Here is a 26,390-nt window from a genome sequence, read left to right as displayed (position 1 = left end):
GACCGTACCGCCGGACGGTTACCTCCGGGTAGGACCGCGCTGCGCGTCGCACAATCAAAGGCGGCACTGCCAGCGGCCGAGCGGCGGTGCGTGGTGCGAGGAGGTGCGAGATGAAGGCAGAACAGGCGACGGCGTTTCTGCGGGCGAACCATCGGGCGGTGATGGTGACCCGGCATCCGGACGGCCGGCCGCAGACCAGCCCGGTGCTGGTCGCCGTCGACGATGCCGGCCGGGTGCTGGTCAGCACCAGGGAAGGTGCGGTCAAGGTGCGCAACCTGCTGCGCGATCCACGGGTAACGTTCTGCGTGACCACGGACCGGTTCTTCGGAGACTGGGTGCAGATCGACGGACAGGCAGAAGTGGTACGGCTGCCCGAAGCGCTCGACGTGCTGGTCGACTACTACCGGCGGATCTCGGGGGAGCATTCCGACTGGGACGACTACCGGGCTGCGATGCGGCGCGACAAGCGGGTGGCGATCCGGGTGAGCGTCACGCACGCCGGCCCGGACGTGCACGGGTGATGGGGTTCGGGCGTGCCCGGTGACGGTTCGGGTGTGCACGGGTTCGGGCGTGCCCGGGTGACAGCCCGGACGGCCGGCACGTGGGGCCCCGGTCGGGTTGACCGAGGCCCCACGATGGATCAGCGGCTGGCCGATCCGAGCTCCACCTCAGCGGTGGTCTGGGCCTGGCCCGTGGCGTTGGGGGCACCCTGGCCCTTGCCGATCAGGTCCTTGAGGCTGCCGTTGATGTAGTTGCCCCACCCCTCCTGGCAGGCGTTGTAGCACTCGAACTCGGGCACCAGCCCATGGTGGGTGAAGACGACCTTGGTCTTGCCACCCTCCTCCGAGATGTCGAAGGTCATCGTGGTGTCGACCCACTCGGAACTGTCCTTGACGAACGAGAAGTAGTTGTCCACCACGTGCCAGGTGACCTTCTCACCAGGGACCGACTCGGTCACCCGGATCGTGCAGCGGTGCAGGTCCTCGTAGTGGTACCGGAACTCGTCGCCGGCCTTCTCGGCGCTGCCCTCGATCTCGGCCGACCACCATCCCTGCGGATTGGTGATGGCCTCGTACGCCTCCTTCGGGGACTGGTCCACGGAGAACTCGGTGGTGTAACTCGGCCCGGTCATGAATTCCTCGCATTCGTGATATGCGGAAAAGGGGTTGGCGACGTCCCGCGACCCTGCGTCGCGGAAGTCGGCAATGCTCCGCATCGGACGGAGCTGTCGGAACGTCGGCATCCTTTCCGGATGACCGGCTTGTGTCGCGCACCCACTGAACTAGGCTAATGCGTGTACTTGTGTCACGCAAGTCACGTGTGGGGCGTGTCGGCGTGCCGTCAAGCAAGGTTCACATGCTGGCAATACGCACTTTCCGGTAGTGGTACCAATCGATGTTGTTGGCTCGCCTGCGTCGCTGGAACCGCAGGTCACGACGCGGGCACGGTCCACCGGGTACCCGGTGGACCGTGCCCGCGAGGCAGGTCAGGCGACGCAGCTCGAGAGTGGCTCGGTGGGCGCGGGCACGCCCTCAGGTCCGAAGAAGAGGTTGGCGCAGTCGATCAGGAACTCCGGGGTCTCCTCCTGAATCCAGTGGCCGGCACCGGGGGCCACGACACCACGGACGTCATCGGCCACCTGCTCGAACGAGGCCGCGACACCGAGCCCGAAGACGAACTCGGCACCCATCGCGAGCACCGGCTGGGTCAGGCGCTTGGACTCGGCGTTGGCCTTGGTGTCCTCCGCGTTCTCCGGCCAGGCCCGGTAGTAGTTGTAGCCGGCGCTGCGCCGGGCCGGGTGCAGGTAGGCGCGGATGTGGCTGTCGCGGTCGATCGCGTCGGGGACCGCCGCGAACTCGAAGACGTAGTTCAGGTAGGTGGCCACGTCGCTGTTGTCCACGATCTTCTCCGGAACCGGCGACGGCGCCATGTTCAGCTTGAAGTGGAAGCTGAGCGGGTACGCGTCCTCCAGGCCGAAGCCCAGCAGCGGCGAGTCGAGCACCGCCAGGCGGGTCACCTCGCGGGGGTAGTCCCGGGCCCAGGCGTAGCCGACCAGCACGCCCATGTCGTGCCCCATGACCTTCACCTCGCGGTACCCGAGCCGGTTCACCGCCTGGTGCAGACGTGCGGCCGTGGTCTTCTGGTCGTAGCCGTCCCGCGGGATCGCGGAGTAGCCGAGGCCGGGCAGGTCGAACGCGATCACGGTGTGCGTCTTGGCCAGCTCGGGCATCACCAGGTGCCAACCCCACCAGGTCTCGGGCCAGCCGTGCAGCAGCACGAGGGCCGGCCCGGAACCGCCCTTGACGTAGTGCACCTTGCCGCCGTCGGTGTGGACCAGACCGTGGCGGAAAGTCCGGTCGAAGATCGCGCGACCGACGACCGGCTCGCGCTGGGCGTGTCCACCTCGCGCTGCGGTGGCGTCGGCGGCGCCGTTCGCGTCATGAGCCACCGCTGCCCCGACGCTACCGACGGTGACTGCCAGGGCGGTGATCCCTCCGACGATCATCCGTTTGAGTGTCAACCGCGATCCCCTGACCCGAGCATCGACCAACCGTGACGACATGGCTCTACCTCTTCCTCTCGTCGACCGCATGTGGCGGGTTGCGTCCAAGCTATGACGATTAGCGAAGAATGTATTCTTCTCGATTGCTGTCTCTCCGCAGCCGCCTCCAGCCCTCTCCAGGCGCGGACCATGGTGTGACGCAGCAACGCCGGTGCGACGCTGGCCCGCCCCGAAGGACCGTCACCTGACTACTGGCCACCCACGTCGGACGGTGGGTTCGGGTCGTTGCCCGGAACTGGGACGCGCGCTCGACTGTGCCAATCTTTCAGGTTCCTCGGCCACTTCTGTATTGCCCTGTTGGTTACCGACCTCGCCGTCGTCGCCGGTCTAATCGCGATCCTGCCCGCCGAATTTTTCAATCAACCGCAACGAGTAGTGGCAAAAGAAGCGGTCGCCGGGAGAGGGCAATTTCAAGGAAGCAAGCGGGTGCCGCCGGCTCATAGCCTGGCGACCGATGTGCGGACGTGGCCGGCGAACATTGGTGTCGTCCGCTCTCACTGTCTCTGATTCCGAGAGGACGGGATTGCCATGACTGACGAAGAGCGGAAGTTCGAACGGCGTACGTTCCTTGCCGGTGCAGCGGGGGCCGGAGGCGTCGCCCTGGCCGGTGCCGCGCTGCCCGGCACGGCACACGCCCACGGAAATGGTGAGTCGATTGCGCTGGTGGCGCCTGTCACCCCGGCTGACCCCCAGTACCCCGACCTCGTGATGGGGCTGAACAACCGGTGGACTGCGACGCCCGATTCGGTGTACGTGGTGGATTCCCCGCACCAGGTTGCCCCGATCGTCCGACGCGCGGTGCGTCGCGGAACCAAGCTGACCGTCCGAGGCGGCGGTCACGGATTTGAAGACTTCGTCTACAACAGCGAAGTCGAAACGATCATCGACATGACGAACATGAACCGGATCTACTACGACACGAGGATGAAAGCTGTCGCGGTGGAGGCCGGTGCCATTCTGCTCGACGTCTACGAAAAGCTCTACCAGACCTGGGGCGTCACGCTGCCTGGTGGCGTCTGCTACTCCGTCGGGATGGGCGGCCACGTCGCCGGCGGTGGCTGGGGCTGGCTCGTCCGTCGCAACGGACTGATCGTCGACCATCTGTACGCCGTCGAGGTGGTCACGGTCAACGCCGCCGGCCGGGTCAACACGATCATCGCCACCCGGGACCGGCGGGACCCGCACCGCGATCTCTGGTGGGCCCACACCGGTGGCGGCGGTGGGAACTTCGGCGTCGTCACCCGCTACTTCTTCCGCTCACCGGGGGCCCACGGTCGGAGCCCGGCGCAACTCCTGCCGAAACCGCCGTCCAAGGTGCTGTCCAGCTTCGCCCTGTGGAGCTGGAGCACCATGACCGAGGCCGACTACATCCGCCTGCTGCAGAACTACGCCAGCTGGCACGTCGCGAACATCTCGCCGGACAGCCCCACCCGCGAGGTGACGAGTCTGATTCAGTCGTTCCACCGGTCCAACGGCGAAATCCACATGTACGCCTTCGTCGACTCCGCCGTGCCGAACGCGCAACAGATGCTGGACAGCTACCTGGCCCATCTGCAGAACGGTGTGACGCCGGCCGTGTTCGCCGCGCAGAGCACCATGCCGTGGCTGCAGTTCTGCAAGCTCACCGGTACCACCAACACGCTGAACAACGACCCGACGCTACGCGGTGAGTACAAGTCCGCCTTCATGAAGGACACCTTCACCACGGCGCAGGCCGCAGCGATCTACCGGGCGATGACCCGGTCGGACATCAACAACCCGAACCTGAACATCGTCATCAGCCCGTACGGCGGCAGGACCGCGGCCGTGCCCAACGCCGCGACGGCGATTCCCCACCGGGAGGCCGCCTACAAACTGCTCTGGCAGGCGCAGTGGGCCAATCCGGCGGACGATGCGGCGAACATCGCGTGGGCACGGGAGACCTATCGGGACACCTTCGCGGACACCGGTGGCGTACCCGTACCGAACGATCAGACCGACGGCTGCTACGTCAACTATCCGGACGCCGACCTGAGCGATCCGGCCTGGAACGGGTCGGCCTTCGCCTGGCACGACCTCTACTACAAGGAGAACTACCGCCGGCTGCAGGCAGTGAAGAAGGCCTACGACCCGCGGAACTTCTTCAACCACCGCCAGTCGGTCGAGCTCCCGTCCTGATCGGACGGGTGTCAGAAGAAGTCCAGACGAAAGGGAGTACGGAATGCACACGATCACCGGTAAGACGGTCCTGGTGACCGGCGCCAACCGTGGCATCGGCCGGGCGCTGCTCGAGGAGGCGCTCAACCGGGGCGCGAAGCGGGTGTACGCCGGGACCCGTCAGCCGTTCGACCACCCGGACGGGCGGGTCACCGCGGTGACGCTGGACGTTACCGACGCGGAGCAGATCGCACAGGCCGCGAAGACCGTCGGCGAACTCGACGTGCTGGTGAACAACGCCGGCGAGGTCACGTTCGACGACCTGAGCGATCGCGCGGTGCTCGAGAAGATGTTCGCGGTGAACTTCTTCGGGGTGTACGACACCATTCAGGCGTTCCTTCCGGCGCTGATCCGGTCCCAGGGCGCGATCATCAACAACATTTCGGTGAACGCGTTCGCGCCGTTCCCGTTGGTCTCCTCGTACTCGGCAGCCAAGGCGGCGGCGTTCAACCTGTCTCAGTCGCTTCGTGGTCTGCTGGCGGGTAAGGGCGTCGGCGTGCACGCCGTCATGACCGGGCTCGTCGACACCGACATGACCAAAGGCTTCGACGTGATGGCCAAGGCGGCGCCCGAGCACGTGGCCAAGAACGTCTACGACGGGCTGGAGAAGGGCGAGGAGGAAATCTTCCCCGATGCCATGGCCGAGCCGCTGGCCGACAGCTGGCGTTCGGGCGGGGGGAAGAACCTGGAGCGCCAGTACGCGCAGATGGCGGCGCAGATCGCCGCAGCTCAGTCCGCCTGAGCGACAACCTACGACGGGCGGTACCGCCCGATGCGGGTCAGAGAAGGGCAGTGGACGCCGTCGGAATGGCGTCCACTGCCCTTCTGCGTTCAGCCCGCGAATGTTCTGTTGGACTGGAACTCAGCCGGAGGATCGGTATGCAGTTCGTTCCTGAGCAACGTGAGAGATGTGGACCGTAGGGGCCTCATGCCAGAGTTTGTGACGACGGGACGTCCCCCCGGCATCCTGCCGCAGTAGCTGCGCCAGGCACCCATTTCTGCCATCGTCTGGAGGAGTAAAGATGACGGTAATCGAGTCCGCGCCACAGCCCGAACTCGTACAGCGAGCCAGGGACCTGGTCCCGCTGATCCAGAAGCATGCCGCGTGGCAGGAGGAGAACCGCGTCCTGCACCCGGAGGTGCTCGACGCGCTGAAGGAGGCCGGCCTGCTCCGGTTGCGGTTCCCGGCGCGGTACGGCGGTACCGTGCCGGACGCGCGTACGGTGGTGGACGTGGTCGCCGAGTTGGGCCACGGCGACGGCTCCACCGGTTGGACCATCAGCACCATGACTATCGGTGCCTGGCTGGCCGGCCTGCTGCCGGATGAGGCGCAGGACGAGATCTTCGCGAACCCGGAGGACCGGTTCTGCGGCTCGGTCGGCCCGAACGGGGTCGCCGTGAAGACCGAGGGTGGCTACATCCTGAACGGTCGGTGGCACTTCAACACCGGTGCCCCGCAGGCACAGTGGGACACGCACTCCATCATGATCGACCTCGGTGACGGCAACATGGTGCCGGGTATGGCGGTCGTTCCGGTCTCGGACCTGACGATCGTGGACGACTGGCACACGGTCGGCCTGCGCGGCACCGGCAGTGTCACGACCATCGCCCAGGACCTGTTCGTGCCCGAGAACCGGGTGCTGAACATGGTGCCGGTCATGATGCACAACCAGCACGCGTCGAAGATCAACGCCGACTATCAGGCATGGCGGGTGCCGTTCCTGCAGTTCGCGGTCGCCGTGGCGGCCGCCCCGGCGCTCGGCATGGCGCGGGCCGCCTGGGACGCCTTCATGGAGCGGCTGCCGAGCCGGCGGATCACCTACACCAACTACGAGAAGCAGATCGAGGCGACGCTGACCCACCTGCAGGTTGCCGAGGCGCGAGTCAAGATCGACGAAGCGGAGTTCCACCTGCACCGGGCGGTGCGCCGACTCGATGAGAAGGCCCTCAGCGGCGAGCCGTGGACCCTGGAGGACCGCGCTGCGGCACGGATGGACGCCGGTGCCGTGTGCGCACGGGCGAAGGAGGCCGTGGACATCCTGAACAACGCCAGCGGTGGTTCGTCGGTGTACTCCGAGGTGCCGATCCAGCGGATCGAGCGGGACGTCCAGACGATCAACCTGCACGGCATCATGCACCCGAACACGAACCTGGAGACCTACGGCCGTGTTCTGTGCGGCCTGGAGCCCAACACGATGTTCCTGTAGACGGTGCCTCGTTCGCGTGGCCGGACCTCATGGTTCCGGCCACGCGTTCGTTTGTGCGAGACCAGCGGACCACGCGGTTTCCCGCAGCTGTTCCCCGTACCAGCCGCACGGTCGCACTAGCAGACCTGGTCGAGCCAGCAGACTTGGTCGAGTCAGCAGGACGGTCGAGGTTGCGGCGGGTCAGCGTCGCTGTCTGCGCTGTTCGCGCAGCGCGATGAACCGGGAGTCGGCGCGCGCCGCTACGTCGCTGGGTGCCGGGGAGCCGCCGCACCCGGCGCACCCGGCCTGCAGACTGACGTGGCCGCCACAGCCTTCGTGCTCGAAGGTGACCGGCCGCCCGTCCGGATTGGCCCAGCGGTCACCCCACTCGGTGAGCGCGATGATGACCGGTTGCAGTTGGCGACCTTTCTCGGTGAGCACGTATTCGACATGGGCACCACCGGCACTCGGCTGTGTCTCGAAGACGCCCGCCTCGACGAACTCGCTCAACCGTTTGGCCAGGATGTTCGTGGCCACACCCAGGTCCCGCTGGAAGTCTGTGAACCGGGTCATCCCGAAGAACATCGCGTTTCGGATGATGAGCAGGCTCCAACGCTCGCCGACGACCTCGAGTGTCCGCGCGGCAGAGCAGACCTCGTTGGCGTACAGGCGTCCCAGCACAAGTCGAAGTCTTGCATGTCGGCTTGCGTGGTGCAAGCGGATGTGTTGAACTGGCCGGGTGACCGCCCCGCTGACCGGAGTCGCGCCGTCAGTCCGTCCGGGTCAGCAGGAACATCGGCAGCCGCCGTCCAGTCCTGGCCGCGAACTCGTCCGGGCCGGTGGTCTCGCCGAACAGCTCCGACCACAGCCGGCTGCGGGCCTCATCGCCGAGCGGCTCGACGGTCACCCGGAAGGTCTCCTCGCCCAGTTCGACGGTCGTGCTCGCCATCGCGGCCAGGTTCGCGCACCAGGCTGGACGGACCGGAGAGTCGCCGTTGGATCCGATGACGGCGTAGCGGCGCTGGTCGTCGAACGGAAAGCAGATCAGCGGCGTGATCCGGGCGATCCCGGTCCGGACGCCGACGTGGTGCACCAGGATCACGAGGGAGTCGGCCAGGATCCCGCCGACGCGACCCGCGTTCGCGCGGAACTCCTCGATGACCCTTCGGTTGAAGTCGATGGCCTCGTCCCTGGGCATCAGTGGCATGGGTTCACTCCAACTCGTGGGCTGAGGGGCCGTACTGCCGGTATCCGCAGCTGCTCCGGATTCCCACGGTACCGATCCGGCGCGGCGGCAAGGGCACGGCGAACGTCACCGGGCCGGCGACCGGTCTCGCGGTTCTCCAATTTTGCCCAATGTAGAGCAGGATCCCCGGGGACCGTGTGGTGCGCCGTACGCTGGCGAGAAGAAGGCGTGAGTCTCGCCGGGCGGCGAGGACCGATGGCCCGCCCGACGCAGTGTCGTGTTCACATCCGGGGCCGCCTGCGTCCACCGCAACATCCCAACCAGGAGGAAGAACATGAGCGAGAGCTACACGACGTCCTTCACCGTGCACCAGAACCCGGAGGACGTCTTCCACGCCATCAACGACGTACGCGGGTGGTGGGACGGGGAGATCGAGGGAACGGCCGACAGTCTCGGCGCCGAGTTCACCTACCGACACGGCGCGCTGCACTACTCGAAGCAGAAGGTCACCGAGTTCGTGCCCGGGAAAAAGGTCGTCTGGCTCGTCACCGAGGCCGACATCACGTTCGTGACGGATCGGACGGAGTGGAAGGACACCCGGGTCGTCTTCGACATCGCGGAAAAGGACGGCAAGACGGAGGTCACGTTCACCCACGAGGGGCTCGTACCGCAGTTCGAGTGCTACGACGGCTGCAGCGACGCCTGGGGATACTACGTCAAGGACAGTCTTCCCAAGTTCATCGCCAAGAGCCGGTCCGAGGTCGGTAGCTGAGCCTACCGGTCACCACCGGACACCATCCGACTTCCATCCGGCGGGTGGGCCGCTGAGTAGCGGCCCACCCGCCGGTTCCGTTTCGCGCCTTAGCAGATCAACTCGGTATCGGAGCGGTTGTCCACAGCCGGGGATCTGTCCACAGCGCCGCCGGACCGTGGCTGGCCGGCAGGGGTGCCGTCCATCAATGCTGAGCGTCGAGTCGACTCGATCAGATCAATCCGACGAGCCCCTGCGGAGATGCGATGTTCGATACGTACGTAACGGTTGTCGGTAACGTGCTGACCACGCCGGAGTGGCGGCGTACCACCCAGACCAACACACTGGTCGCCAACTTCAAAGTGGCCTCGACGGCGCGCCGGCTCGACCGGGAGAGCAACCGCTGGGTCGACGGCAACAGCCTGCGGGTCCGGGTGAACTGCTGGCGCAAGCTGGCCGAAGGGGTCTGCTCCTCGGTCATGCTCGGCGACCCGGTCGTCGTGGTCGGCCGGCTCTACACCCGCGACTGGGTGGACGGCGACGGCAACAACCGCCTGCAGTACGAGATGGAGGCCGTGGCGGTCGGCCATGACCTGGCCCGAGGACGGGGTCGGTTCACCCGCAACCGGCCGACGTTGGCGACCAGCGAGGTCGACGGGGACGACCCGGAGCGGCGGGTGCAGGGCGAGGCCACCGCCGAGGTGCCGGCCGACGAGGTGCCGGCGACCCGCAACGAACTGTTCGACGGTGACGACGACCCGATGTTCCTGGAACCGTCGGTGCCGTCGCCGGTCGAAGGGGAACCGAACCGTCCGGGTGGCCGGCCGGTCACCCTCGCCGTGGACGTGCTCGCCGCCGAGGCGGCCGAGGCCGCCTCGGCCCTGGCCGGCACAGCCGCCGCTTCGACCGAGGACCCCGGAGCCGGCATCACGACGACCGACGGCGACGCCGGTCACCGCGACGAGCCATCGGACATGCTGATGGACACGCCGTCGTCGCGGTCGCCCGGCGGCGACGGGGATTCCGACGACCCGATCGGCGATCCGCTGCCGGCCGAGGAGCAGCCGGCTTCGTCCAGCCGGGCCCGGCGGTCGCGGAGCCGGACGGCGGTGCCGGTCTGACCCTGGCCGGACGAGACCGACGAGCGCGGTGGTACGGGCCCGTGTGCCGTACCACCGCGCCGACGGTCGACCGACCGGTGACCGTCAGCCGACCCGTAACCCGTCACCGGCTCCACGTAGGCTGCCGGAGTGGCTACCAGCGCTGGCAGGGTCAACGCGTCGGCCGCCGCCGCCACGGCCGGCGGTCTGGTCGCCGGCTACGCCCTGGACACCCTGTTCGGCGACCCCCGCCGCTGGCATCCGGTCGCCGGGTACGGCCGGTTTGCCGGTGCTGCCGAGCGTCGGCTGTACCGGCCGACCCGTCGGGCCGGCGTCGCCTACACGGCCGTGGCCGTCGGAGGGCCGGTGATCGCCGCCGTGGCGGCGTCGGTGCTGACCCGGCGGCATCCGATCGCCCGGGCGGCAATCGTCGCCGGCACCACCTGGGCGGTGCTCGGCGGCCGTACGCTGCGGACCGAGGCGGACGTGATGGCGCGGGCGCTGCGCCGGGCAGACGTACCAGCGGCCCGACGCCGGCTCAACCATCTCTGCGGCCGGGACCCAGCCGCGCTCGACGCGCCGGAGCTGGCCCGGGCGACCGTCGAGTCAGTCGCCGAGAACACCTCGGACGCCGTGGTCGCGCCGCTGTTCTGGGGTGCCGTCGCAGGTCTGCCCGGCCTGGTCGGCTACCGGGCGGCGAACACGTTGGACGCCATGGTCGGGCACCGGTCGTCGCGCTACGAACGGTTCGGCACGGCTGCGGCGCGACTCGACGACGTGCTGAACTTCGTTCCGTCGCGGCTCACCGGGCTGGCCGCCGTGTGGTGGTCGCCGGCGGTCAAGGGCGACCGGGCACGGGCCTGGCGGGTGTGGCGTCGGGACCGCGCCGACCATCCGAGCCCCAACGCCGGTCAGTGCGAGGCGGCGTTCGCCGGGGCGCTCGGGGTCCGGCTCGGTGGGCGCAACATCTACTTCGGGCGTTCCGAGGTGCGTCCGTATCTTGGTGACGGTCCGCGTCCCTCGCCTCGGCAGATCCGCCGGGCAGCCACCCTGTCTCGGCGGATCGGCGACACCGCTGCCGTCGCGTCTGTGTTCGCGGCGCCCGTCGTGCAGGTGACCGCCGCACAGCTGACCGTACAGATGGTCAGAACCGTCGTGCGGACCATCCGCCGCCGGTAGCGGCAGACCAGGATTGGAAGGGAGTCCGGGGTGCCGGGGAGTGCTGGCCCCGCCGGTGGTGGTGGCCTACTGGTCGCCGGGACCACCTCCGACGCGGGCAAGAGCCTGCTCACCGCCGGGATCTGTCGATGGCTGAACCGGCGTGGGGTGCGGGTCGCGCCGTTCAAGGCACAGAACATGTCCAACAACTCGGCGGTGGTCGTCGGGTCGGACGGTCGGGGCGGCGAGATCGGACGGGCGCAGGCGGTGCAGGCAGCCGCTTGCGGACTGGAGCCGCAGGTACGGTTCAATCCGGTCCTGCTCAAACCGGGCAGTGACCGGTCCAGCCAGGTCGTGCTGCTGGGGGAGGCGGTCGACACCGTCACCGCGACCAACTACCGCGCGATGCGCTCCCGCCTCGCCGACACCGTGCACACCACCCTCGCCGAGCTGCGTGGCGAGTACGACGTGGTGATCTGTGAAGGAGCCGGCAGCCCAACCGAGATCAACCTGCGGGCTGGCGACTTCGTCAACCTCGGGCTGGCCCGGCATGCCGGGCTGCCGGCGATCGTCGTCGGTGACATCGACCGGGGTGGCGTCTTCGCCGCCATGTTCGGCACCGTAGCCCTGCTCAGCGCCGAGGACCAGGAGCACATCGCCGGGTTCGTGATCAACAAATTCCGTGGTGATCAGGAGTTGCTGCGGCCCGGGGTCGACATGCTGCACCAGGTGACCGGCCGACCCACCTACGGGGTGTTGCCCTGGCAGCCCGATCTCTGGCTGGACGGCGAGGACTCGCTGGCGTACGGCCAGACGATCGGACGACCCACGGCGCCGCGCGGCCGCGACATCCTGCGGGTCGCAGCGGTGCGACTACCCCGGATGTCCAACGCCACCGATCTCGAAGCGCTCGCCGCCGAGCCGGGCGTGCAGGTCCGGCTCACCGTCGACCCGACCGAGGTCGCCGCCGCCGACCTTGTCGTCCTGCCCGGCACCAGATCGACCGTGGACGATCTGGCCTGGTTGCGGGGGACCGGGCTGGCCGCGGCGGTGACCGCGCACGCCGACGCCGGCCGCCCGCTGCTCGGCATCTGCGGCGGTTTCCAGATGCTCGGCCGGGTGATCCACGATGAGGTGGAGAGCCGCCGGGGCAGCGTACCGGGGCTCGGCCTGCTGCCCGTCGAGATCACCTTCGCCGAGCGTAAGACCGTCACCCGCAGCGCGGGGCGGGCCTACGACGTGCCGGTGCGCGGCTACGAGATCCACCACGGGTACGTCTCCCGGTCCGACGGGTCGACCTCGCCGCTGTTCACCGGCACCAGCACCAGCACCGAGGTGGGCACCGGCACCGGCCCTGGCGCGACGGGCGGCACCGAGGGCGTACGGCTCGGTCCGGTGTGCGGCACCCACTGGCACGGTGCCTTCGAGTCCGACGAGTTCCGTCGCCGCTACCTCACCGACGTGGCCCGTCAGGCCGGCCGGCACGGCTTCACCGTCGCGCCGGACACCAGCTTCACGGCGCTGCGCCAACGCGGACTTGATCTGCTCGGCGACCTGGTGGAAGAGCACCTGGACACCGCCGCGCTGTGGCGGCTGATCGAGTCCGGGCCGCCGGCCGGACTACCGTTCATCCCACCCGGAGCTCCCCGGTTACCCGGAGCACCCCGGTGACGCGGGGGATCTCGACCTTCGAAAGTCTGGCCCGGCGGGTGTACGCCGCCCCGGCCCGCCTCGGCCGGGTCCGGCTCGTCGCCATCGACGGCCCGAGCGGCGCCGGCAAGTCCACCTTCACCGACCGCCTGGCCACTGCCTGTGCGACGGTCGCGGCGAGGGGCCCGAACCCGGCCATGCCCCCGGCTGCGAATCCGGCCAGCACCGTCGCCGGACCGGCCGTCGCCGTCGTACACACCGACGACCTGCTGGACGGCTGGCGTGACCAGTTCACCTTCTGGCCCCGGCTCAGCACCCGCGTGCTTGACCCGCTGCGGACCGGCCGGCCGGCCCGCTACCGACGATACGACTGGGCCGCCGGACGGTTCGGCGCCGGCTGGACCGTGATCGAACCGCCCGCCGTACTCGTGATCGAAGGGGTGAGCGCGGCCCGCGCGGCGGTCCGGCCGGCCGCGACGCTGTCGGTCTACGTCACCGCACCCGAACCGGTGCGCCTGGCCCGGTCACTCACCCGCGACGGGGCCGCGATACAGCCGACGCTCGACCGCTGGCGGCGGGCCGAGGAGCGGTTCTTCTCCGCCGACGGTACGCCCGGTGCGGTCGACCTGCTCGTCGACGGCGCTGCTGAGCTCCCGTCCGGTCAGCTCCCGTCCGGCCAGCTGGCGTACGGGTGGATCCGGGACTGGCCGGACGTAGACGCCGGTGGCGCCGGTGGGGCACCATCGGCCGGGTAGGCCAGTCAGCCGATCCCGGGGAGCGTCCGCCATGACCGCAGACGACGACGGCACCACGCCCACGGCTGCGGCCAGCGGCGGTACGCCGGACGCCACCACCCCGCCGGACCGGCGGCGGATCACGTTGACCGGGATCAGCTCCCGCGCCTGGGAGCACCCGGCCGACCGGGGCGCGTTGACCGCGCTGCGTGAACTGCGTGGCTTCGACGACGTGGTCCGGACGTTCTTCGGGATGTGGAACGAGCGGGCCTTCCGGCTCAGCTACCTGGCGTCGGCGATCCGGGTCGACCACCGCCAGTACCCCCGGGTGCACCGGTTGCTCGCCGAGGCGGCGACCGCGCTGGACGTTCCGGAGCTGCCGGAGCTGTTCGTGACCCAGTCCCCGGTGCTCGGTGCCCAGGCCATCGGCCTGGACAAACCGTTCATCGTGGTCAATACCGCCTGCGTACAGCAGCTCGACGACGCCGAGCTGCGGACGCTGCTCGGCCACGAGCTGGGGCACGTCCGCAGTGGTCACGCCGTCTACCAGACAATTCTCGCCATCCTGACCCGCTGGGCGGCGAACCTGAGCTGGCTGCCGGTCGGCGCGATCGCGCTGCGGGCGATCATCGCAGCGATGCTGGAGTGGTGGCGCAAGGCGGAGCTGTCCGGCGACCGTGCCGGGCTGCTCGCTGGTCAGGACCCGGCGGCGGCGCAGCGGCTGCTGATGAAGCTGGCCGGCGGCGGCGACCTCAGCCAGATCGACACCGCCGCGTTCCTGGAGCAGGCTGCCGAGTACGACGGCGGCGGTGACCTGCGGGACAGCCTGCACAAGTTCCGGATGACCGCGTGGAGCACCCACCCGGTGCCGGTCGCGCGGGCCGCGGCGCTACGGCAGTGGATCGACTCCGGCGGGTACGCGCAGGTGCTGGCCGGTGACTACCCGCGCCGTGCCGACGATCCGGCCGCTTCGGTGACCGAGGAGATCAAGGCGGCCGCGCAGGCGTACCGCGAGGAGTTCGGCCGCAGCCAGGATCCGTTGGTCGGCCTGCTGCGTCGGCTGGGTTCCGGCGCGGCCGACGTCGGCGAGTGGGCCAGCGGGGCCGCCGGCCGCGCCCGGTCCTGGATGGGCGCGGCCAGCTCCGCCGGCCGGCCTGGTGGCCGGCGGAGCTGACTTCAGGCCGGCCTGGTGGCCGGCGGGGCCGACCTGCCGCCGGTCAGCGCAGCGCGGCCAGCCGCCGCTCGATCACGTCGGGATCGAACCGCCCCGGGTCCAGCGGTGCCTGCCCGTCGTCGAGGCCGAGCCAGTCGCGTCGGTCCGCGTACTCCGGATGGGACGGGTCGGCCAGCACGTCGAGCAGATGGGCGTAGCCCCAGACGCCGCCGCAGTCCTCCGGTGGGGCGGCCCGCTCGCCTCCCGTACACCGGGGGTAGATCGCTGTCGGGTCGCGGTCGGTAACCGCCACGACGGTGATCTCGTGGGTCCAGTCGTCGCCGAAGTCGTACCGGTAGGTGATCGTGTCGCCGACGGCCGGGGCGACCTGCTCCAGGGTGACCTTGCGCTCCGACTGGTGCCCGGTCCGGTCGCCGGGCGGTGCGAAATCGCCGTACGGCGTCTCGAACAGGTGCAGGTGGCTGTCGTCCCAATCGAACGCCGACTGGATCACGTGGTGCAGGTCCTCCAGCGGAGTGTCGCCCACGACCTCCAGCTGCCGCCGGACCGGCGGCTCGCTGTCAGCCAGCACCACGTCGACCCGGTAGACCGGTGCCGGTCCCTGTGACTTCTTCCGTTTGGCCGGCAGCTTGCGCGTCGGTGCCGGCCGGACCGACCCGGGACGGTGCTGCGCGGGGAACTCGCCGCCGTCGGGCAGGCCGGGGAGCAGGTCCGCCAGGTCGGGACCGGCTTCGTGGTGCGGCGCCGGCGGCCGGTCCGACTCCGGCATGGTGGCCAGCCGGGCGTCCAGCAGGGTGGCCAGCACCGGGTACGGCGGCCCCTCGTCGTCGTCGGATTCCGGTTCGTCGTCGAGTTCGGCGTCGGCCTCGTCGTGCACGCTGCGGGCGTCCAACGCCTGCTCGACGTGCCACCGCAGGTCGCCCGGGTCGAGCCGGGTTCGGGTGGTGCCCGGATCCCGGGTCAGTTCGTCCAGGGCCGCCGGCAGCTGGTCACCGTCCAACAGCAGGATGTCCTGAGCGGCTGAGCAGTCGGCGTGGTCGACGATCACCATCATGGCGTGCGTACGGCCGGCCCGTCGGAAGGCGACGGTGAAGACCGAGTCGGTCCCGTCGGGGCTGTCGATCCGCCAGCAGTCGTCCACCGTCACCTCGGCGGCGACCTCGTCGGCCCACTTCGGCATCGGTACGCCGGTCCCGACGAGGGCCGTCACCGCAGTTCTGGCCACCTCGGCGGCGGGCGGTGGGGACACGGCGGCGATCGCGGTCAGCAGCGCCACCGCCTCAGGGCCGCCTCGGTCGGCGAGCTGCGGGATGAGCCCGTCGCGGAGCGGGCGGACGCCGTCGGGGTCGGGTTCGTCGCCGACCATCGCGACGAACATCGCCCCGGTGAGTTCGGCGGCGATCGGATCGTCGTCGTCGACCAGGGCGGCTGCGCCGCTCAGCAGGGTGCCGATGACGTCGCCGGTCTCCTCACGGCAGCCGGGGCAGTCGCACGATTCGGGGTTGTCGGTGCCGTCCATCGCGCCAGTGTGCCCGTCCGCTTGCGGCGGCGCGAGGCGAGGCCCCCGGCGTGTCGTCGGATGAGCACCGGACGGCGGTGACCCCGCGCCGGCCGGCCCCTACCATCGTCGGATGACGACTGCCATTCCCACCGCCGCCGACCTGCGGTCCGCCATCGCCCGGGAGTTGCCCGGGGTCCGCGCCGACCTGGAGCGGCTGATCCGCATCCCCGGTATCGCCTTCGACGGGTTCGACCACAGCCAGGTGGAGCGGTCCGCCGCGGCGGTCGCCGAGCTGGCCCGGGGCTGCGGACTGGACGTGCAGGTGGTCCGGGCCGGCGGGCAGCCGGCGGTGCTTGGCCGCCGGCCGGCACCGCCCGGCGCCCCGACGGTGCTGCTGTATGCCCACCACGACGTGCAGCCGGTCGGCGATCCGGCGCTGTGGTCCAGTGACCCGTTCGAGCCGGTGGAGCGGGACGGCCGGCTGTACGGGCGGGGCGCCGCCGACGACAAGGCCGGAGTCATGGCGCACGTCGCCGCGCTGCGGGCGTTCGGCGACGCGCTGCCGGTCGGCGTGGTGCTCTTCGTCGAGGGTGAGGAGGAGTACGGCAGCGAGTCGCTGTCCCGACTGCTGGACGCCCATCGCGACGAGCTCGCCGCCGATGTGATCGTGATCGCCGACTCGGCGAACTGGGAGATCGGCGTACCGGCGTTGACGACGTCGCTGCGGGGCCTGGTCAACTGTTTCGTCGAGGTCCGCACCCTCGAGCAGGCGGTGCACAGCGGCATGTTCGGCGGTCCGGTGCCGGATGCGCTGACCGCGCTCTGCCGGCTGCTGGCCACCCTGCACGACGAGGCCGGCGATGTGGCGGTGCCGGGCCTGGTCGGCCGGACCGGCTCCGCCGTGGACCTGCCGGAGCAGCGGATACGGGACGAGGCCGGCATGGTCGACGGGGTGCGGTTCACCGGCACCGGCGCGTTGACCGACCGGCTGTGGACCAAGCCGGCGCTGGCCGTGCTCGGCATCGACGCCCCGGCCACCGACGGCGCCCCGAACGCCCTGGTGCCGGCGGCGCGGGCCAAGCTGAGTCTGCGGTTGGCCCCGGGCGATGATCCGTCGGCGGCGTATGCGGCGTTGACCGCACATCTGCGGGCAAAGGCCCCGTGGGGGGCGCGGGTCGAGGTGAGCCTGGAAAGTGACGGCGACGCCTGTGTGATCGACGCGACCGGTCCGTACTTCGATGCGGCCCGCGCGGCGTTCGCGGCGGCGTGGGACGGCGTGGCGCCGGTGGACGTCGGCGTCGGCGGTTCGATTCCGTTCATCGCCACGTTCCAGGAGATGTTTCCGGACGCGGCGATCCTGGTGACCGGGGTGGAGGACCCGTACACCGCCGCGCACGGGCCGAACGAGAGCCTGCACCTGGGCGAGTTCGCCCGGGTCTGCCTGGCCGAGGCGTTCCTACTCGCGGCGGTTGCGGATCCGGCGATTCAGCTGCGCGGGCTTGGTCCGGTACGCTAGTCTTTCGAACATGAGTACGAACGAGGTGATTGCGCGGCTCGACGCCGCGGTCAGTGCTCTGCGGGGCGTCAGCGTCTCCGCCTGGTCCGAGGAGTCGCTGCGCGCCCAGCTCGGCGAGGTCTCGGTCGCCCTCTGTGCCATTGATTCCGCGTTGGCCCGGGTGGCCGACGAGGTGCGTGCCCACGGCCTGCGGGTCGAGGAGCCGGCCACGGCCGGCGTCTCAAGTCGGTCGTGACCTGGTCCGTCGGCTGGCCGTGACCAGGTCACGGCCAGCCGACGGAGGGGCCAGGGTCGACGGACGTCGGGCTCAGGCCAGCGGGGTGTGGTCGGCTGGCACGCGCTCGGCTGCCGGTGGCGGCCCCGGCGGGCTGCCGGTGCCGAACGGGCGCCCGCCGAGCCTGTCGCGTCCGTGCGGGGTCAGCCAGTTGGTCAGGTCCGGGCCGGCCGGTACCACCCCGGTCGGGTTGATGTCCCGGTGGACCTCGTAGTAGTGCCGTTTGATGTGATCGAAGTCGATGGTGTCCCCGAACCCCGGCGTCTGGAACAGATCCCGGGCGTACGCCCAGAGCACCGGCATCTCGGTCAGCTTCTGCCGGTTGCACTTGAAGTGTCCGTGGTAGACGGGGTCGAAGCGCACCAGCGTGGTGAACAGCCGTACGTCGGCTTCGGTGATGGTGTCGCCGACCAGGTAGCGCTGGTTCTCCAGTCGCGTGGAGAGCCAGTCGAGCCGGTCGAACAACCGTCGGTACGCCGCTTCGTAGGCCTGCTGGCTGCCGGCGAACCCGCAGCGGTAGACCCCGTTGTTCACGTCGGCGAAGACCACTGAGTTGACCTCGTCGATCTCGGCGCGCAGCGGCTCCGGGTAGAGCTGCGGCGCGCCGCTGCGGTGGTACGCGGTCCACTCGGTGGACAGGTCGAGGGTCATCTGGGCGTAGTCGTTGGTCACCACCTGCCCGGTCGGCACGTCGATGAACGCCGGCACGGTGATGCCGCGCTCGTAGCCGGGGAACCGGGCGAAGTAGGCGTCCTGTAGCCGTTCGACACCGAGTACCGGATCGCGTCCGTCCGGGTCGAGGTCAAAGGTCCAGCTGCGCTTGTCGTGGGTGGGCCCGGCCACGCCCATCGACAGAGCCTGCTCCAGACCGAGCAGCCGGCGGACGATGATTGCCCGGTTTGCCCACGGGCACGCCCGGCTGACCACCAGTCGGTATCGATCCGGCTCCACCGGGTAACCGTCGCGACCGTCGGCGGTGATCCGGGTCGCGATGTACCGCTGGTCGCGGGTGAACTCACCGCCGGGGTTGACGTAGCTGCCGTCTGCCGTCTTCGCCATGTCTGCACCGTACCCATTCGACGCGCGCCGCACCTGGTCCGGACGCAGCCGGGGCGGCAGCGACAGCTCACCGTGCGGTATCGGTCATGCCGGTGACTTCGGTGGACGTCGGACGGGGATTGGTAGTCTGCTCAGCCAGTTATCGCCCGGCGACGTGCACCCTGGCTCATCGTCGTGCAACTCTCCGGTGGGCGTTGACCCACCTGAAATCACCCCGGAGGCAGGGCATGGCTTCACTCGACACGGCACTCAAGGACGCGATGGGCATCGAGGGTGCAGTCGGTGCCGCGCTGGTCGACTACTCCAGCGGCATGACACTCGGCACCGCCGGTGGCTCTGCTGAGATGGACCTCGCGGTGGCCGCGGCAGGGAACACGGATGTGGTCCGGGCCAAGATGCGCACCCTGGAGATGTTGAAGATCCCTGACGGTATCGAGGACATTCTCATCACGCTGGACACCCAGTACCACCTCATTCGTCCGGTCTCCTCCCGGTCCGGTCAGGGCCTGTTCTTCTACCTGGCGCTGAGCCGTTCCCGGTCGAACCTGGCCCTGGCCCGGCACCAGCTGCGACAGATCGAGGCCTCGATCGAGCTCTGACCGGGATCAGTAGGAGTTTCGTCTGCTCGCCGGGGTGGGCGGTGGCCGGGCGCGCTCGGTCGCCCTCCCCGGCGAGTGCGCTGCCCGGGTGGGACGACGACACCCGCACCGTACCGTCGAACGGAGATCAGTCATTTCTGGAACCAACGGCAGCGTGCCGTCACCTCCGGATCCGGCGTCCGCTGAACTGGCCTCGCTGAAACACGGCGTCACCGGCGTGATCGGCTCGGTGATCGCCGGTGTCGACGGGCTGTTGCTGCTGCACGATCTGACCGACGGGACAGAGCCGCACGACCTGGCGGCGCTCGCGGCGGCGACCTTTGGACTCGGCCGGCAGACCGGCCTCGCGCTGCGGCAGGGCCCGTTTCGGGAGTCCACCGTCCGTAGCCACAAGGGCTATTTCTCGGTGTACGCGATCAACGACAAGGCGTTGCTCGCGGTGCTCGGCGCCGACGGGCTGAACGTCGCCCGGCTGCACATCGAGGCGCGCGGGGTGGCCGGCCGGTTGACCACCATGCTCGACGAGCATTTGGCCAACCAGGTGCGGCTCTGAGAAAACGTCAACCATAGGTTGACGCAAGACATGCGTCAACCTATGGTTGACGCATGTCCGAATACCTGCCGCTCGGCAATCCGGTCCGCCTCGACGACCTGATCGCCGGGATCAAACGAGCCAGTGACGATCGACTCGCCCAGCTCAGCAACGCCGTCGTCGTCGGCGACCACCTCGGCGAGCTCGCCGATCACCTGATCGGCCACTTCGTCGATCAGGCCCGCCGGTCCGGCGCGTCCTGGACCGACATCGGGCGCAGCATCGGGGTCAGTAAGCAGGCCGCGCAGAAGCGGTTCGTGCCGAGGACCCCGGAGGAACCCAACGACCTCGACCCACAGCAGGGGTTCAGCCGGTTCACTCCGCAGGCCCGCAACGTGGTGGTCGCTGCCCAGCACGAGGCACGCAGGGCCGGCAACGACGAGATCACCACCGGGCATCTCGTCCTGGCCCTGCTGGCCGAACCGGACAGCCTCGCCGCCCGGGTGCTGGCCGACCGGGCGGGCGACCCGGATCGGATTCGTCAGGTGGCGGTGACCGCCCTGCCGCCGGCGGTTGACCACGTGCCGGAGCTCGTCCCGTTCGACGCCCAGGTGCGCAAGGTGCTGGAGTTGACCTTCCGCGAGGCGCTACGGTTCGACGACCGGATGGTCGGGACGGCCCACATCCTGCTCGCCCTGCTGGAGTACGCCGCCGGAGTCGGCCCGCTGGCCGATCTGGGAGTCTCCAAGCCCGATGTCGAGACGTACGTCCGCTCCGCGGCCTCCCGGGAGGACCTGCCGGCGGCCTGACCGGCCAGCGGCGGTCGCGGCCGTCCGACAATCCAGCCGTCAGCCGTCAGCCGTCAGCCGTCAGCCGTCAGCCGTCAGCCGTCAGCCGTCAGCCGTCGGTCTCGGCGGCCGATGGTTGGCGGTTGGCGGGCAACTTGCGGGTGTCCCGCAGCTGAAGGTACGGCTCGCGGTCGTCCGGATGACCGGCCGCGATCGCCCGGCCCCGCTCCAGTTCGGCGTCCAACTCGCCGCCGAGCAGGATCGCGATGTTGGTCAGCCACAACCAGACGAGGAAGACGATCACGCTGGCGATGGCACCGTAGGTCTCGTTGTACGACCCGAAGTTGGCGACGTAGAACGCGAACCCGGCGGAGACCAGCAGCCAGAGCAGCACCGCCAGGACGCTGCCCGGGCTCACCCACCGGAACCCGCCCTGCCGGGCGTTCGGCGTGGCCCAGTACAGGATCGAGAACATCAGGCTGACCAGGACCACCAGCACCGGCCACTTGGCGATGTCCCAGGCGGCGACCGCCTCCGGCCCGACGCCCAGCAGTTCCCCGGTCCGGGCGGCCAACTCCCCGGTGAAGACCACGATCAGCGCGCTGGCGATCAGCATCAGCCCGATGACCGCGGTGACGCCCAGCCGGATCGGCAACGTCTTCCAGATCGGGCGACCCTCCGGCACGTCGTAGATGGCGTTCGCGGCCCGCATGAAGGCCCCGATGTAGCTGGACGCCGACCAGAAGGCGGCGAGCAGACCGACGATGGCCACCAGGCCGGCCGTATCGGAACTTTCCCGGACCTGGGCGATCGACTGGTCGAGGAAGCCGCCGATCTCGCCGGGCGCGAGACCGCCGATCACACCCTGGACGTCATCGGTGGCACCGCCGCCGAGCAGCCCGAGCACCGCCACCAGCACCAACAGACCAGGAAAGATCGACAGTACGCCGTAGTAGGTGAGCCCGGCCGCCAGGTCGGGCACCGCGTCGGCGGTGACCTCGCGGACCGTACGCCGAGCGGCCGCCCACAGCGACGCAGTTGACAGCCGGGCAGGACTGGCCGGCCCGTCGTCCGGCCCCACCGGCGGCCGGCCGGGATCGTCCGGGTCACGGCGGTCGGTCGCCGGCCCGTCCCGGTCCGGCTGAGTCCCTGTGGTGCCCGCTGTCGACATCGTGGCGACCTCCGATCGGTACGGTACGAGGATCCTGCCCAACCGCCGTCCCGGCCAATCCTCGGGTCGCCTACCGGCACCGGACGGGCCGATCGAGTTCAGGGCACGCCCTGGATTGCCAAATCGGGTCGGACACGCACCCCGGGCAGGATGCGACGATGAACGGCGGCGGCCGGCTGACGGCGGCCGGCCCTCGCCGGCCGCATCTCAAGGGGCGCTGCAGTACCTGGCGGCACACTTCTCGGTGCGTGACATTCACGACGGAAGGAATCCGATGACACTTCGTGCCACGATTGTCGGTGCCGGGCTCGCCGGATCGCTGACCGCGGTCGCGTTGGCCCGTTCCGGCGTCGGAACCTCCGTCTACGAGGCGTACCTCGATCCGGCCGGGACGACCGGGGGCTTTCTCAACCTGACCGCCAACGCGCTCGGGGCGCTGCATTCGGTCGGCTGTCTGGAGCAGATACAGGCACGCGGGATCGTGGTGAACCGGCTGTGCCTGTGGAACGGCGAAGGCCGGCTGCTGGGCCGACTGTCTCGGGCCGGTCGCCTGGCCAACCGGCCGATGAATCTGTCGATCATGCGTGGCGACCTGGTGTCCGTACTGCGCGACGAAGCGGTCCGGGCCGGAGCAGAGGTCCACACCGGCCGCTGGCTGGCCGGTGCCACCAGCAGCACCGGTGGGGTGACTGCGCAGTTCATCGACGGGGCCCGGGTGGAGTGCGACGTGCTCGTCGGTGCCGACGGGACGCATTCGCGGGTGCGCAGGGTGATCAGCAACGCGGCGCCACCGCCCGAGTACGGCGGACACTGCGCGATCGACGGGGTGACCCGGCTGCCGGGCATCGCGGCCGGGACGTTGCATCTGGTGGTCAGCCGGCAGGGCTGCTTCCAGTACACCGCCAAGCCGGACGGCACCGTCTGGTGGAACGCGCTGGTGCCCACCGGCGACCTCGACCCGGCGGAGCTGGCCGGCATCAGCGAGCAGGGCTGGCGGAGCCGGCTGTCCGCGCAGTACGGGCAGGGCGATACCCCGTGCGCCGCTCTGATCGCGCAGTGCGCGACGCTGGGCCGGCCCGCGCCGCTCTACCTGCCGCAGCGGTTGGCGCACTGGCGGCGGGGCCGGATGGTGGTGCTCGGTGACGCTGCCCACCCTGTCGGGTACGGGCTCGGTGCCGGGCTCGCCCTGGAGGACGCCGTGGTGCTCGGCCGCTGTCTGCGCGACATCGACGACGTGCCGATGGCGCTGGCCGCGTACGAGTCGATGCGTCGGTCCCGGACGGAGCGGGCGCTGCGCGCCGGCACGCGGTACGGCCGGTTCCGTAACCTGCCCGGCCGCGGCTGGCTCGACGTCGCTCTCGCGCCGCTCTACCGCCGGTACTTCTGGGGTGGGGCATCCTCCTGGCTGCTGGCGTACGACGTGGAGTGGCACCGCCAGGTCCGCGTCTGACCAGCGTCGGTCCGACCGGCATCGGTGGTCGGATCGCCGTTTGGCTGACCACTGTCGGGCGGCCGCAACGACCGACCCGGTCTGCCGCCCGTTCGACGTCGATCGAACCGTTTGGTCCCGATCGACGCTGGACGATCAGCTGGCGGATCCTCTGGACGTCACGTGGTTGAATGGCCGGCATGAGCGCCGTTGCGGAGGCGAAGGTCTCTCCTGGACGGGAATTCTGGCTCCGCCGACGCGGCATCCAGGTACGCCTGTTCGCCCTGTCCTGCCTGGCGTTTCTCGCCTTTCCGTTGAGCGTCGTGCACGACCGCAACAAGGCACTCTACGTAGGACTTGCACTGTTCGTGCTCGGCTACGCCCGGGTGGTCGTCCGCAACACTCCGCAGTTGCACACCAACCGTGCGCCGGTGACGGTCGCCGTGACGTTGATCTGTGGCCTGGCGATGGTGCCGCAGCTGCGCTACGACTGGCTGTCCGGGCTGGCCTTCTTCAGCCTGGTGATGCTGCTGATCAACTGCCCGTTGCGGTGGTGGCCGGCGCTGGTGGTCGGCCACACCGTGGTCTTCGTGGCCATCGCGGTGGGCTGGCTGCGGGTCAGCGCCGACTCGGTCGTGATCCTGATCCTGCTGATCGCCATCACCAGCGGCGTGCAGGTGGCGATCTACAACCAGATCGACACCTCGATGCAGTTGTTGCAGGCGCGGGCCGAGCTGACCCAGCTGGCGGTGGCCAGGGAACGCCTCCGGATCGCCCGCGACCTGCATGACATCCTCGGCCAGCGGCTGTCTGCGGTGACCCTCAAAGCCGATCTCGCCGCCCGGATGGTGGACTCGGCGCCGGACCGGGCGGTGACCGAGATGGCCGAGGTAGCCGAGGTGGCGCGGGACGCGCTGGCCGAGGTGCGGGCAGCGGTCTCCGGCTACCGGAAGGTCTCCCTGGCGGTGGAGGCGCAGTCCGCCGAGGCGTTGCTGCAGGCGTCGGGTGTCGTGGTCAGCGTCCGTGGCACCCTCGACGACCTGCCGGAGCCGATCGAGGAGTGCGCGGCCTGGCTGATCCGGGAGGCCGCCACGAACATCGTCCGGCACGCCCACGCGCGCCGCTGTGCGATCGCGGTGACCCGCCGCGAGGGACGGTTCATCCTGGAGGTACACGACGACGGGGTGGGCGCGGGGCTGACCGGCGCTCCACCGTCCGGTACCGGGCTGACCGGCCTGGCCGAACGGGTGGAGCTCGTCGGCGGGGACCTGTGCGTCGGTCCCCGCGACGGCTGGTTCGTGCTGCGTGCCGAGCTGCCGCAGACCGTGGCGCCGATGGTCCGGGGCTGACCGGCTCCGCCCCGGCTGACGTGGCGGCTACTCGGCTACCCGGGTGCGGGCCGTCCACTGGAAGACCACGGCCGCTCCGTGGTCTACGCCGGTGACGAGATCGCGTTCGAAGTGCTCGTAGCCGCCGAGCCACGGAATCTTGATCTTCCGCTGCTCGGGAGTCACCAGCCGGCGGCGCTGCTCGGCGGTGAGACTCGCCGGACCGCCGTGCAGGACGGCCGTCACCATCGCGGGGTCCACTCCGGCCGGGTGGACCGGGTTGGGGTGGTCGGACATCGGCACCTCCGGGTTTCTGCGAGTCACCTGCCGGCCGATCGCTACCTGGCGTCCGACCCGGCTGCGGTGGTCGGTGGCTGTTGCTATGACGCTAACGATCGGCGCTAAAGAAGCCCTTGAGCAGCGTGGGAGCAGCGCCGGCGCCGGTGGCACCGGCTGGCGGCGGCCGGATCAACCGGTGCTCAAGGGCGGCGCAGCACGCTCGACGCATGACGATTGGACCAGGACCTGCCCAGGTGACGGGTACGGCGACGTCGCGGGTGAGCGCGACGCGTCCCGAGGAGATCGAGATCGCGTACCAGCGTCTCGGTGACCCGCAGGGTGAACCGTTGCTGCTCATCATGGGCCTCGGCATGCAAATGATCATGTGGCACGACGACTTCTGCTCGGCGCTGACCGAGCGGGGCTTCGCCGTGGCCAGATTCGACCACCGCGACGTCGGCGCCTCCACCCATCTGCACGCCGACGGGCGACCGACCATCCTGCGGATGATGCTTCGACCGGGTGCCGCGACGTACCGCATCGAGGACATGGCGGGCGACGCGCTCGCCGTGCTCGACGCGCTCGGCTGGCCGCGGGCGCACGTGGTGGGCATCTCCCTCGGCGCGATGGTCGCCCAGCAGTTGGCGATCGAACATCCGGACCGGCTGCTCAGCCTCACGTCGATCGCCGCGACCGCGACACCCCGGATCGGCCGGCTTTCGATGCGGACCGCGATGAAGCTGCAGCGAATGCAGGACCGGCCGGTCGCCGACCGCGACGACGCTGGTCAACTGATGGTGGACCTGTACGACCTGATCGGTTCGCCCGGCCACGACATGGACGTGGACTGGCTGCGCGAAATGGGCCGGCGGGCCTTCGACCGCGGCTACGACCAGGCCGGGCGACTACGGCACGAGGCGGCTCTGATGGCTTCCCGGGACCGGCGGGCCGGCCTGGCGAAGCTTCGCATCCCGGCGCTTGTGGTGCACGGCGAGGCGGACCGGATCTGGCGGCTGCCCGGCGGCGAGGCGACGGCAGCCGCGATTCCCGGTGCCCGGCTCGTCACCTATCCAGGGCTCGGGCATGGCATCCTGCCCCGCGATCTGTGGAACGACGTGATCGACCACATCCGCCAGCTGGTCCCGGCCTGACCGGACCGGCCGCCGACGGACACCCGGCCGCCGGCGGTGACCGCCGCCGGTGGTGTGGTGCCACG

General features: G+C 69.8%; 26 protein-coding genes. 18 read left to right on the top strand and 8 right to left on the bottom strand.

The features are described from left to right. Positions 1-110: 110 nt before the first annotated feature. Positions 111-521: a PPOX class F420-dependent oxidoreductase gene (locus O7629_RS20370; RefSeq protein ID WP_278171057.1), complete on the top strand. Its 411-nt coding sequence runs from the start codon at positions 111-113 to the stop codon at positions 519-521. A gap of 119 nt (positions 522-640) precedes the next feature. On the opposite strand, the gene O7629_RS20365 is transcribed toward O7629_RS20370, so the two are convergent. Then, positions 641-1,132, bottom strand: a complete 492-nt coding sequence (locus O7629_RS20365; protein ID WP_278171056.1) for an SRPBCC domain-containing protein — start codon at positions 1,130-1,132, stop codon at positions 641-643. A 354-nt stretch (positions 1,133-1,486) separates the two neighbouring features. Beyond that, a complete protein-coding gene (locus O7629_RS20360; RefSeq protein WP_278171055.1) occupies positions 1,487-2,506 on the bottom strand; it encodes an alpha/beta hydrolase in 1,020 nt (339 codons plus the stop codon). A gap of 585 nt (positions 2,507-3,091) precedes the next feature. Here O7629_RS20360 and O7629_RS20355 point away from each other — a divergent pair. The 3 genes from O7629_RS20355 (at position 3,092) to O7629_RS20345 (ending at position 6,966) form a co-directional block, all read left to right on the top strand. Further along, complete coding sequence (locus O7629_RS20355; RefSeq protein WP_278171054.1) at positions 3,092-4,720, top strand: FAD-binding oxidoreductase; 1,629 nt, start codon at positions 3,092-3,094, stop codon at positions 4,718-4,720. A 43-nt stretch (positions 4,721-4,763) separates the two neighbouring features. Further along, positions 4,764-5,501, top strand: a complete 738-nt coding sequence (locus O7629_RS20350) for an SDR family NAD(P)-dependent oxidoreductase (RefSeq protein ID WP_278171053.1) — start codon at positions 4,764-4,766, stop codon at positions 5,499-5,501. Between the two features lie 280 nt (positions 5,502-5,781). Continuing rightward, positions 5,782-6,966: an acyl-CoA dehydrogenase family protein gene (locus O7629_RS20345; protein WP_278171052.1), complete on the top strand. Its 1,185-nt coding sequence runs from the start codon at positions 5,782-5,784 to the stop codon at positions 6,964-6,966. A gap of 180 nt (positions 6,967-7,146) precedes the next feature. On the opposite strand, the gene O7629_RS20340 is transcribed toward O7629_RS20345, so the two are convergent. Both O7629_RS20340 and O7629_RS20335 read right to left on the bottom strand, forming a co-directional pair. Beyond that, on the bottom strand, positions 7,147-7,626 hold the full coding sequence (locus O7629_RS20340) for a helix-turn-helix domain-containing protein (protein WP_278171051.1): 480 nt from the start codon (positions 7,624-7,626) through the stop codon (positions 7,147-7,149). Between the two features lie 88 nt (positions 7,627-7,714). After that, the gene (locus O7629_RS20335; protein ID WP_278171050.1) at positions 7,715-8,152 is read right to left on the bottom strand and encodes a nitroreductase/quinone reductase family protein; all 438 of its coding nucleotides are present in this window, start codon (positions 8,150-8,152) and stop codon (positions 7,715-7,717) included. 313 nt (positions 8,153-8,465) lie between these two features. On the opposite strand from O7629_RS20335, the gene O7629_RS20330 reads away from it, so the two are divergent. The 6 genes from O7629_RS20330 to O7629_RS20305 all read left to right on the top strand — a co-directional run bounded on the left by O7629_RS20330 (position 8,466) and on the right by O7629_RS20305 (position 14,698). Then, positions 8,466-8,903: an SRPBCC domain-containing protein gene (locus O7629_RS20330; RefSeq protein WP_278171049.1), complete on the top strand. Its 438-nt coding sequence runs from the start codon at positions 8,466-8,468 to the stop codon at positions 8,901-8,903. 245 nt (positions 8,904-9,148) lie between these two features. Then, positions 9,149-10,003, top strand: a complete 855-nt coding sequence (locus tag O7629_RS20325; RefSeq protein ID WP_278171048.1) for a single-stranded DNA-binding protein — start codon at positions 9,149-9,151, stop codon at positions 10,001-10,003. A 129-nt stretch (positions 10,004-10,132) separates the two neighbouring features. Continuing rightward, positions 10,133-11,161, top strand: coding sequence for a cobalamin biosynthesis protein (locus O7629_RS20320; protein ID WP_278171047.1), 1,029 nt, complete (start codon positions 10,133-10,135; stop codon positions 11,159-11,161). A gap of 30 nt (positions 11,162-11,191) precedes the next feature. Continuing rightward, on the top strand, positions 11,192-12,811 hold the full coding sequence (locus O7629_RS20315) for a cobyric acid synthase (RefSeq protein ID WP_278171046.1): 1,620 nt from the start codon (positions 11,192-11,194) through the stop codon (positions 12,809-12,811). Then, positions 12,808-13,545, top strand: coding sequence for a hypothetical protein (locus tag O7629_RS20310; protein ID WP_278171045.1), 738 nt, complete (start codon positions 12,808-12,810; stop codon positions 13,543-13,545). Before O7629_RS20315 ends, O7629_RS20310 begins: the two co-directional genes overlap by 4 nt. A 31-nt stretch (positions 13,546-13,576) precedes the next feature. After that, the gene (locus O7629_RS20305) at positions 13,577-14,698 is read left to right on the top strand and encodes a M48 family metallopeptidase (RefSeq protein WP_278171044.1); all 1,122 of its coding nucleotides are present in this window, start codon (positions 13,577-13,579) and stop codon (positions 14,696-14,698) included. Positions 14,699-14,741: 43 nt separating this feature from the next. Here the strand turns inward: O7629_RS20305 and O7629_RS20300 are convergent, their stop codons facing one another. Next, complete coding sequence (locus tag O7629_RS20300) at positions 14,742-16,217, bottom strand: plasmid pRiA4b ORF-3 family protein (protein ID WP_278171043.1); 1,476 nt, start codon at positions 16,215-16,217, stop codon at positions 14,742-14,744. Between the two features lie 112 nt (positions 16,218-16,329). Between O7629_RS20300 and O7629_RS20295 the strand changes: the two genes are divergently transcribed. Together O7629_RS20295 and O7629_RS20290 are read left to right on the top strand one after the other, a co-directional pair. Continuing rightward, complete coding sequence (locus O7629_RS20295; RefSeq protein WP_278171042.1) at positions 16,330-17,715, top strand: dipeptidase; 1,386 nt, start codon at positions 16,330-16,332, stop codon at positions 17,713-17,715. A 10-nt stretch (positions 17,716-17,725) separates the two neighbouring features. Continuing rightward, on the top strand, positions 17,726-17,950 hold the full coding sequence (locus O7629_RS20290; RefSeq protein ID WP_123603292.1) for a hypothetical protein: 225 nt from the start codon (positions 17,726-17,728) through the stop codon (positions 17,948-17,950). 72 nt (positions 17,951-18,022) lie between these two features. Here the strand turns inward: O7629_RS20290 and O7629_RS20285 are convergent, their stop codons facing one another. Further along, positions 18,023-19,048, bottom strand: a complete 1,026-nt coding sequence (locus O7629_RS20285) for a glutathione S-transferase C-terminal domain-containing protein (protein WP_278171041.1) — start codon at positions 19,046-19,048, stop codon at positions 18,023-18,025. A gap of 227 nt (positions 19,049-19,275) precedes the next feature. Between O7629_RS20285 and O7629_RS20280 the strand changes: the two genes are divergently transcribed. From O7629_RS20280 to O7629_RS20270, 3 genes are all read left to right on the top strand, one after another. Continuing rightward, entirely contained in the window at positions 19,276-19,647 is a 372-nt protein-coding gene (locus O7629_RS20280; protein WP_278171040.1) for a hypothetical protein, read from the top strand. A gap of 154 nt (positions 19,648-19,801) precedes the next feature. Beyond that, a complete protein-coding gene (locus O7629_RS20275; RefSeq protein ID WP_278171039.1) occupies positions 19,802-20,200 on the top strand; it encodes a roadblock/LC7 domain-containing protein in 399 nt (132 codons plus the stop codon). A gap of 53 nt (positions 20,201-20,253) precedes the next feature. Further along, the gene (locus O7629_RS20270) at positions 20,254-20,988 is read left to right on the top strand and encodes a Clp protease N-terminal domain-containing protein (RefSeq protein ID WP_278171038.1); all 735 of its coding nucleotides are present in this window, start codon (positions 20,254-20,256) and stop codon (positions 20,986-20,988) included. A gap of 88 nt (positions 20,989-21,076) precedes the next feature. On the opposite strand, the gene O7629_RS20265 is transcribed toward O7629_RS20270, so the two are convergent. Then, positions 21,077-22,138, bottom strand: coding sequence for a YihY/virulence factor BrkB family protein (locus tag O7629_RS20265; protein ID WP_278171037.1), 1,062 nt, complete (start codon positions 22,136-22,138; stop codon positions 21,077-21,079). Between the two features lie 274 nt (positions 22,139-22,412). Here O7629_RS20265 and O7629_RS20260 point away from each other — a divergent pair, with 274 nt between their 5' ends. Together O7629_RS20260 and O7629_RS20255 are read left to right on the top strand one after the other, a co-directional pair. Beyond that, positions 22,413-23,588: an NAD(P)/FAD-dependent oxidoreductase gene (locus tag O7629_RS20260; protein ID WP_278171036.1), complete on the top strand. Its 1,176-nt coding sequence runs from the start codon at positions 22,413-22,415 to the stop codon at positions 23,586-23,588. A gap of 179 nt (positions 23,589-23,767) precedes the next feature. After that, positions 23,768-24,916 (top strand): sensor histidine kinase, encoded by a 1,149-nt coding sequence (locus O7629_RS20255; RefSeq protein ID WP_278171035.1) that lies wholly within the window; start codon positions 23,768-23,770, stop codon positions 24,914-24,916. Between the two features lie 27 nt (positions 24,917-24,943). Here the strand turns inward: O7629_RS20255 and O7629_RS20250 are convergent, their stop codons facing one another. Next, positions 24,944-25,192, bottom strand: coding sequence for a DUF5988 family protein (locus O7629_RS20250; RefSeq protein WP_123604967.1), 249 nt, complete (start codon positions 25,190-25,192; stop codon positions 24,944-24,946). A 209-nt stretch (positions 25,193-25,401) separates the two neighbouring features. Between O7629_RS20250 and O7629_RS20245 the strand changes: the two genes are divergently transcribed. Further along, positions 25,402-26,325 (top strand): alpha/beta hydrolase, encoded by a 924-nt coding sequence (locus O7629_RS20245; protein WP_278171034.1) that lies wholly within the window; start codon positions 25,402-25,404, stop codon positions 26,323-26,325. Positions 26,326-26,390: the final 65 nt, after the last annotated feature.

It is taken from the genome of Solwaraspora sp. WMMD792, from assembly GCF_029626105.1.
In the GTDB taxonomy this organism is placed as follows: Bacteria; Actinomycetota; Actinomycetes; order Mycobacteriales; family Micromonosporaceae; genus Micromonospora_E.
Note: the sequence above shows the minus strand (reverse complement) of the source record. Positions and strands in the feature narration are given on the sequence as shown.

What these genes read in the sequence shown, in the direction of transcription:
- O7629_RS20260 (WP_278171036.1), top strand. Translation starts at nt 22,413, where the DNA reads ATGACACTTCGTGCCACGATTGTCGGTGCCGGGCTCGCCGGATCGCTG.
- O7629_RS20360 (WP_278171055.1), bottom strand. Translation starts at nt 2,506, where the DNA reads ATGATCGTCGGAGGGATCACCGCCCTGGCAGTCACCGTCGGTAGCGTC.
- O7629_RS20345 (WP_278171052.1), top strand. Translation starts at nt 5,782, where the DNA reads ATGACGGTAATCGAGTCCGCGCCACAGCCCGAACTCGTACAGCGAGCC.
- O7629_RS20370 (WP_278171057.1), top strand. Translation starts at nt 111, where the DNA reads ATGAAGGCAGAACAGGCGACGGCGTTTCTGCGGGCGAACCATCGGGCG.
- O7629_RS20365 (WP_278171056.1), bottom strand. Translation starts at nt 1,132, where the DNA reads ATGACCGGGCCGAGTTACACCACCGAGTTCTCCGTGGACCAGTCCCCG.
- O7629_RS20250 (WP_123604967.1), bottom strand. Translation starts at nt 25,192, where the DNA reads ATGTCCGACCACCCCAACCCGGTCCACCCGGCCGGAGTGGACCCCGCG.
- O7629_RS20285 (WP_278171041.1), bottom strand. Translation starts at nt 19,048, where the DNA reads ATGGCGAAGACGGCAGACGGCAGCTACGTCAACCCCGGCGGTGAGTTC.
- O7629_RS20270 (WP_278171038.1), top strand. Translation starts at nt 20,254, where the DNA reads ATGTCCGAATACCTGCCGCTCGGCAATCCGGTCCGCCTCGACGACCTG.
- O7629_RS20325 (WP_278171048.1), top strand. Translation starts at nt 9,149, where the DNA reads ATGTTCGATACGTACGTAACGGTTGTCGGTAACGTGCTGACCACGCCG.
- O7629_RS20265 (WP_278171037.1), bottom strand. Translation starts at nt 22,138, where the DNA reads ATGTCGACAGCGGGCACCACAGGGACTCAGCCGGACCGGGACGGGCCG.
- O7629_RS20290 (WP_123603292.1), top strand. Translation starts at nt 17,726, where the DNA reads ATGAGTACGAACGAGGTGATTGCGCGGCTCGACGCCGCGGTCAGTGCT.
- O7629_RS20350 (WP_278171053.1), top strand. Translation starts at nt 4,764, where the DNA reads ATGCACACGATCACCGGTAAGACGGTCCTGGTGACCGGCGCCAACCGT.
- O7629_RS20295 (WP_278171042.1), top strand. Translation starts at nt 16,330, where the DNA reads ATGACGACTGCCATTCCCACCGCCGCCGACCTGCGGTCCGCCATCGCC.
- O7629_RS20245 (WP_278171034.1), top strand. Translation starts at nt 25,402, where the DNA reads ATGACGATTGGACCAGGACCTGCCCAGGTGACGGGTACGGCGACGTCG.
- O7629_RS20335 (WP_278171050.1), bottom strand. Translation starts at nt 8,152, where the DNA reads ATGCCACTGATGCCCAGGGACGAGGCCATCGACTTCAACCGAAGGGTC.
- O7629_RS20330 (WP_278171049.1), top strand. Translation starts at nt 8,466, where the DNA reads ATGAGCGAGAGCTACACGACGTCCTTCACCGTGCACCAGAACCCGGAG.
- O7629_RS20355 (WP_278171054.1), top strand. Translation starts at nt 3,092, where the DNA reads ATGACTGACGAAGAGCGGAAGTTCGAACGGCGTACGTTCCTTGCCGGT.
- O7629_RS20280 (WP_278171040.1), top strand. Translation starts at nt 19,276, where the DNA reads ATGGCTTCACTCGACACGGCACTCAAGGACGCGATGGGCATCGAGGGT.
- O7629_RS20255 (WP_278171035.1), top strand. Translation starts at nt 23,768, where the DNA reads ATGAGCGCCGTTGCGGAGGCGAAGGTCTCTCCTGGACGGGAATTCTGG.
- O7629_RS20300 (WP_278171043.1), bottom strand. Translation starts at nt 16,217, where the DNA reads ATGGACGGCACCGACAACCCCGAATCGTGCGACTGCCCCGGCTGCCGT.
- O7629_RS20305 (WP_278171044.1), top strand. Translation starts at nt 13,577, where the DNA reads ATGACCGCAGACGACGACGGCACCACGCCCACGGCTGCGGCCAGCGGC.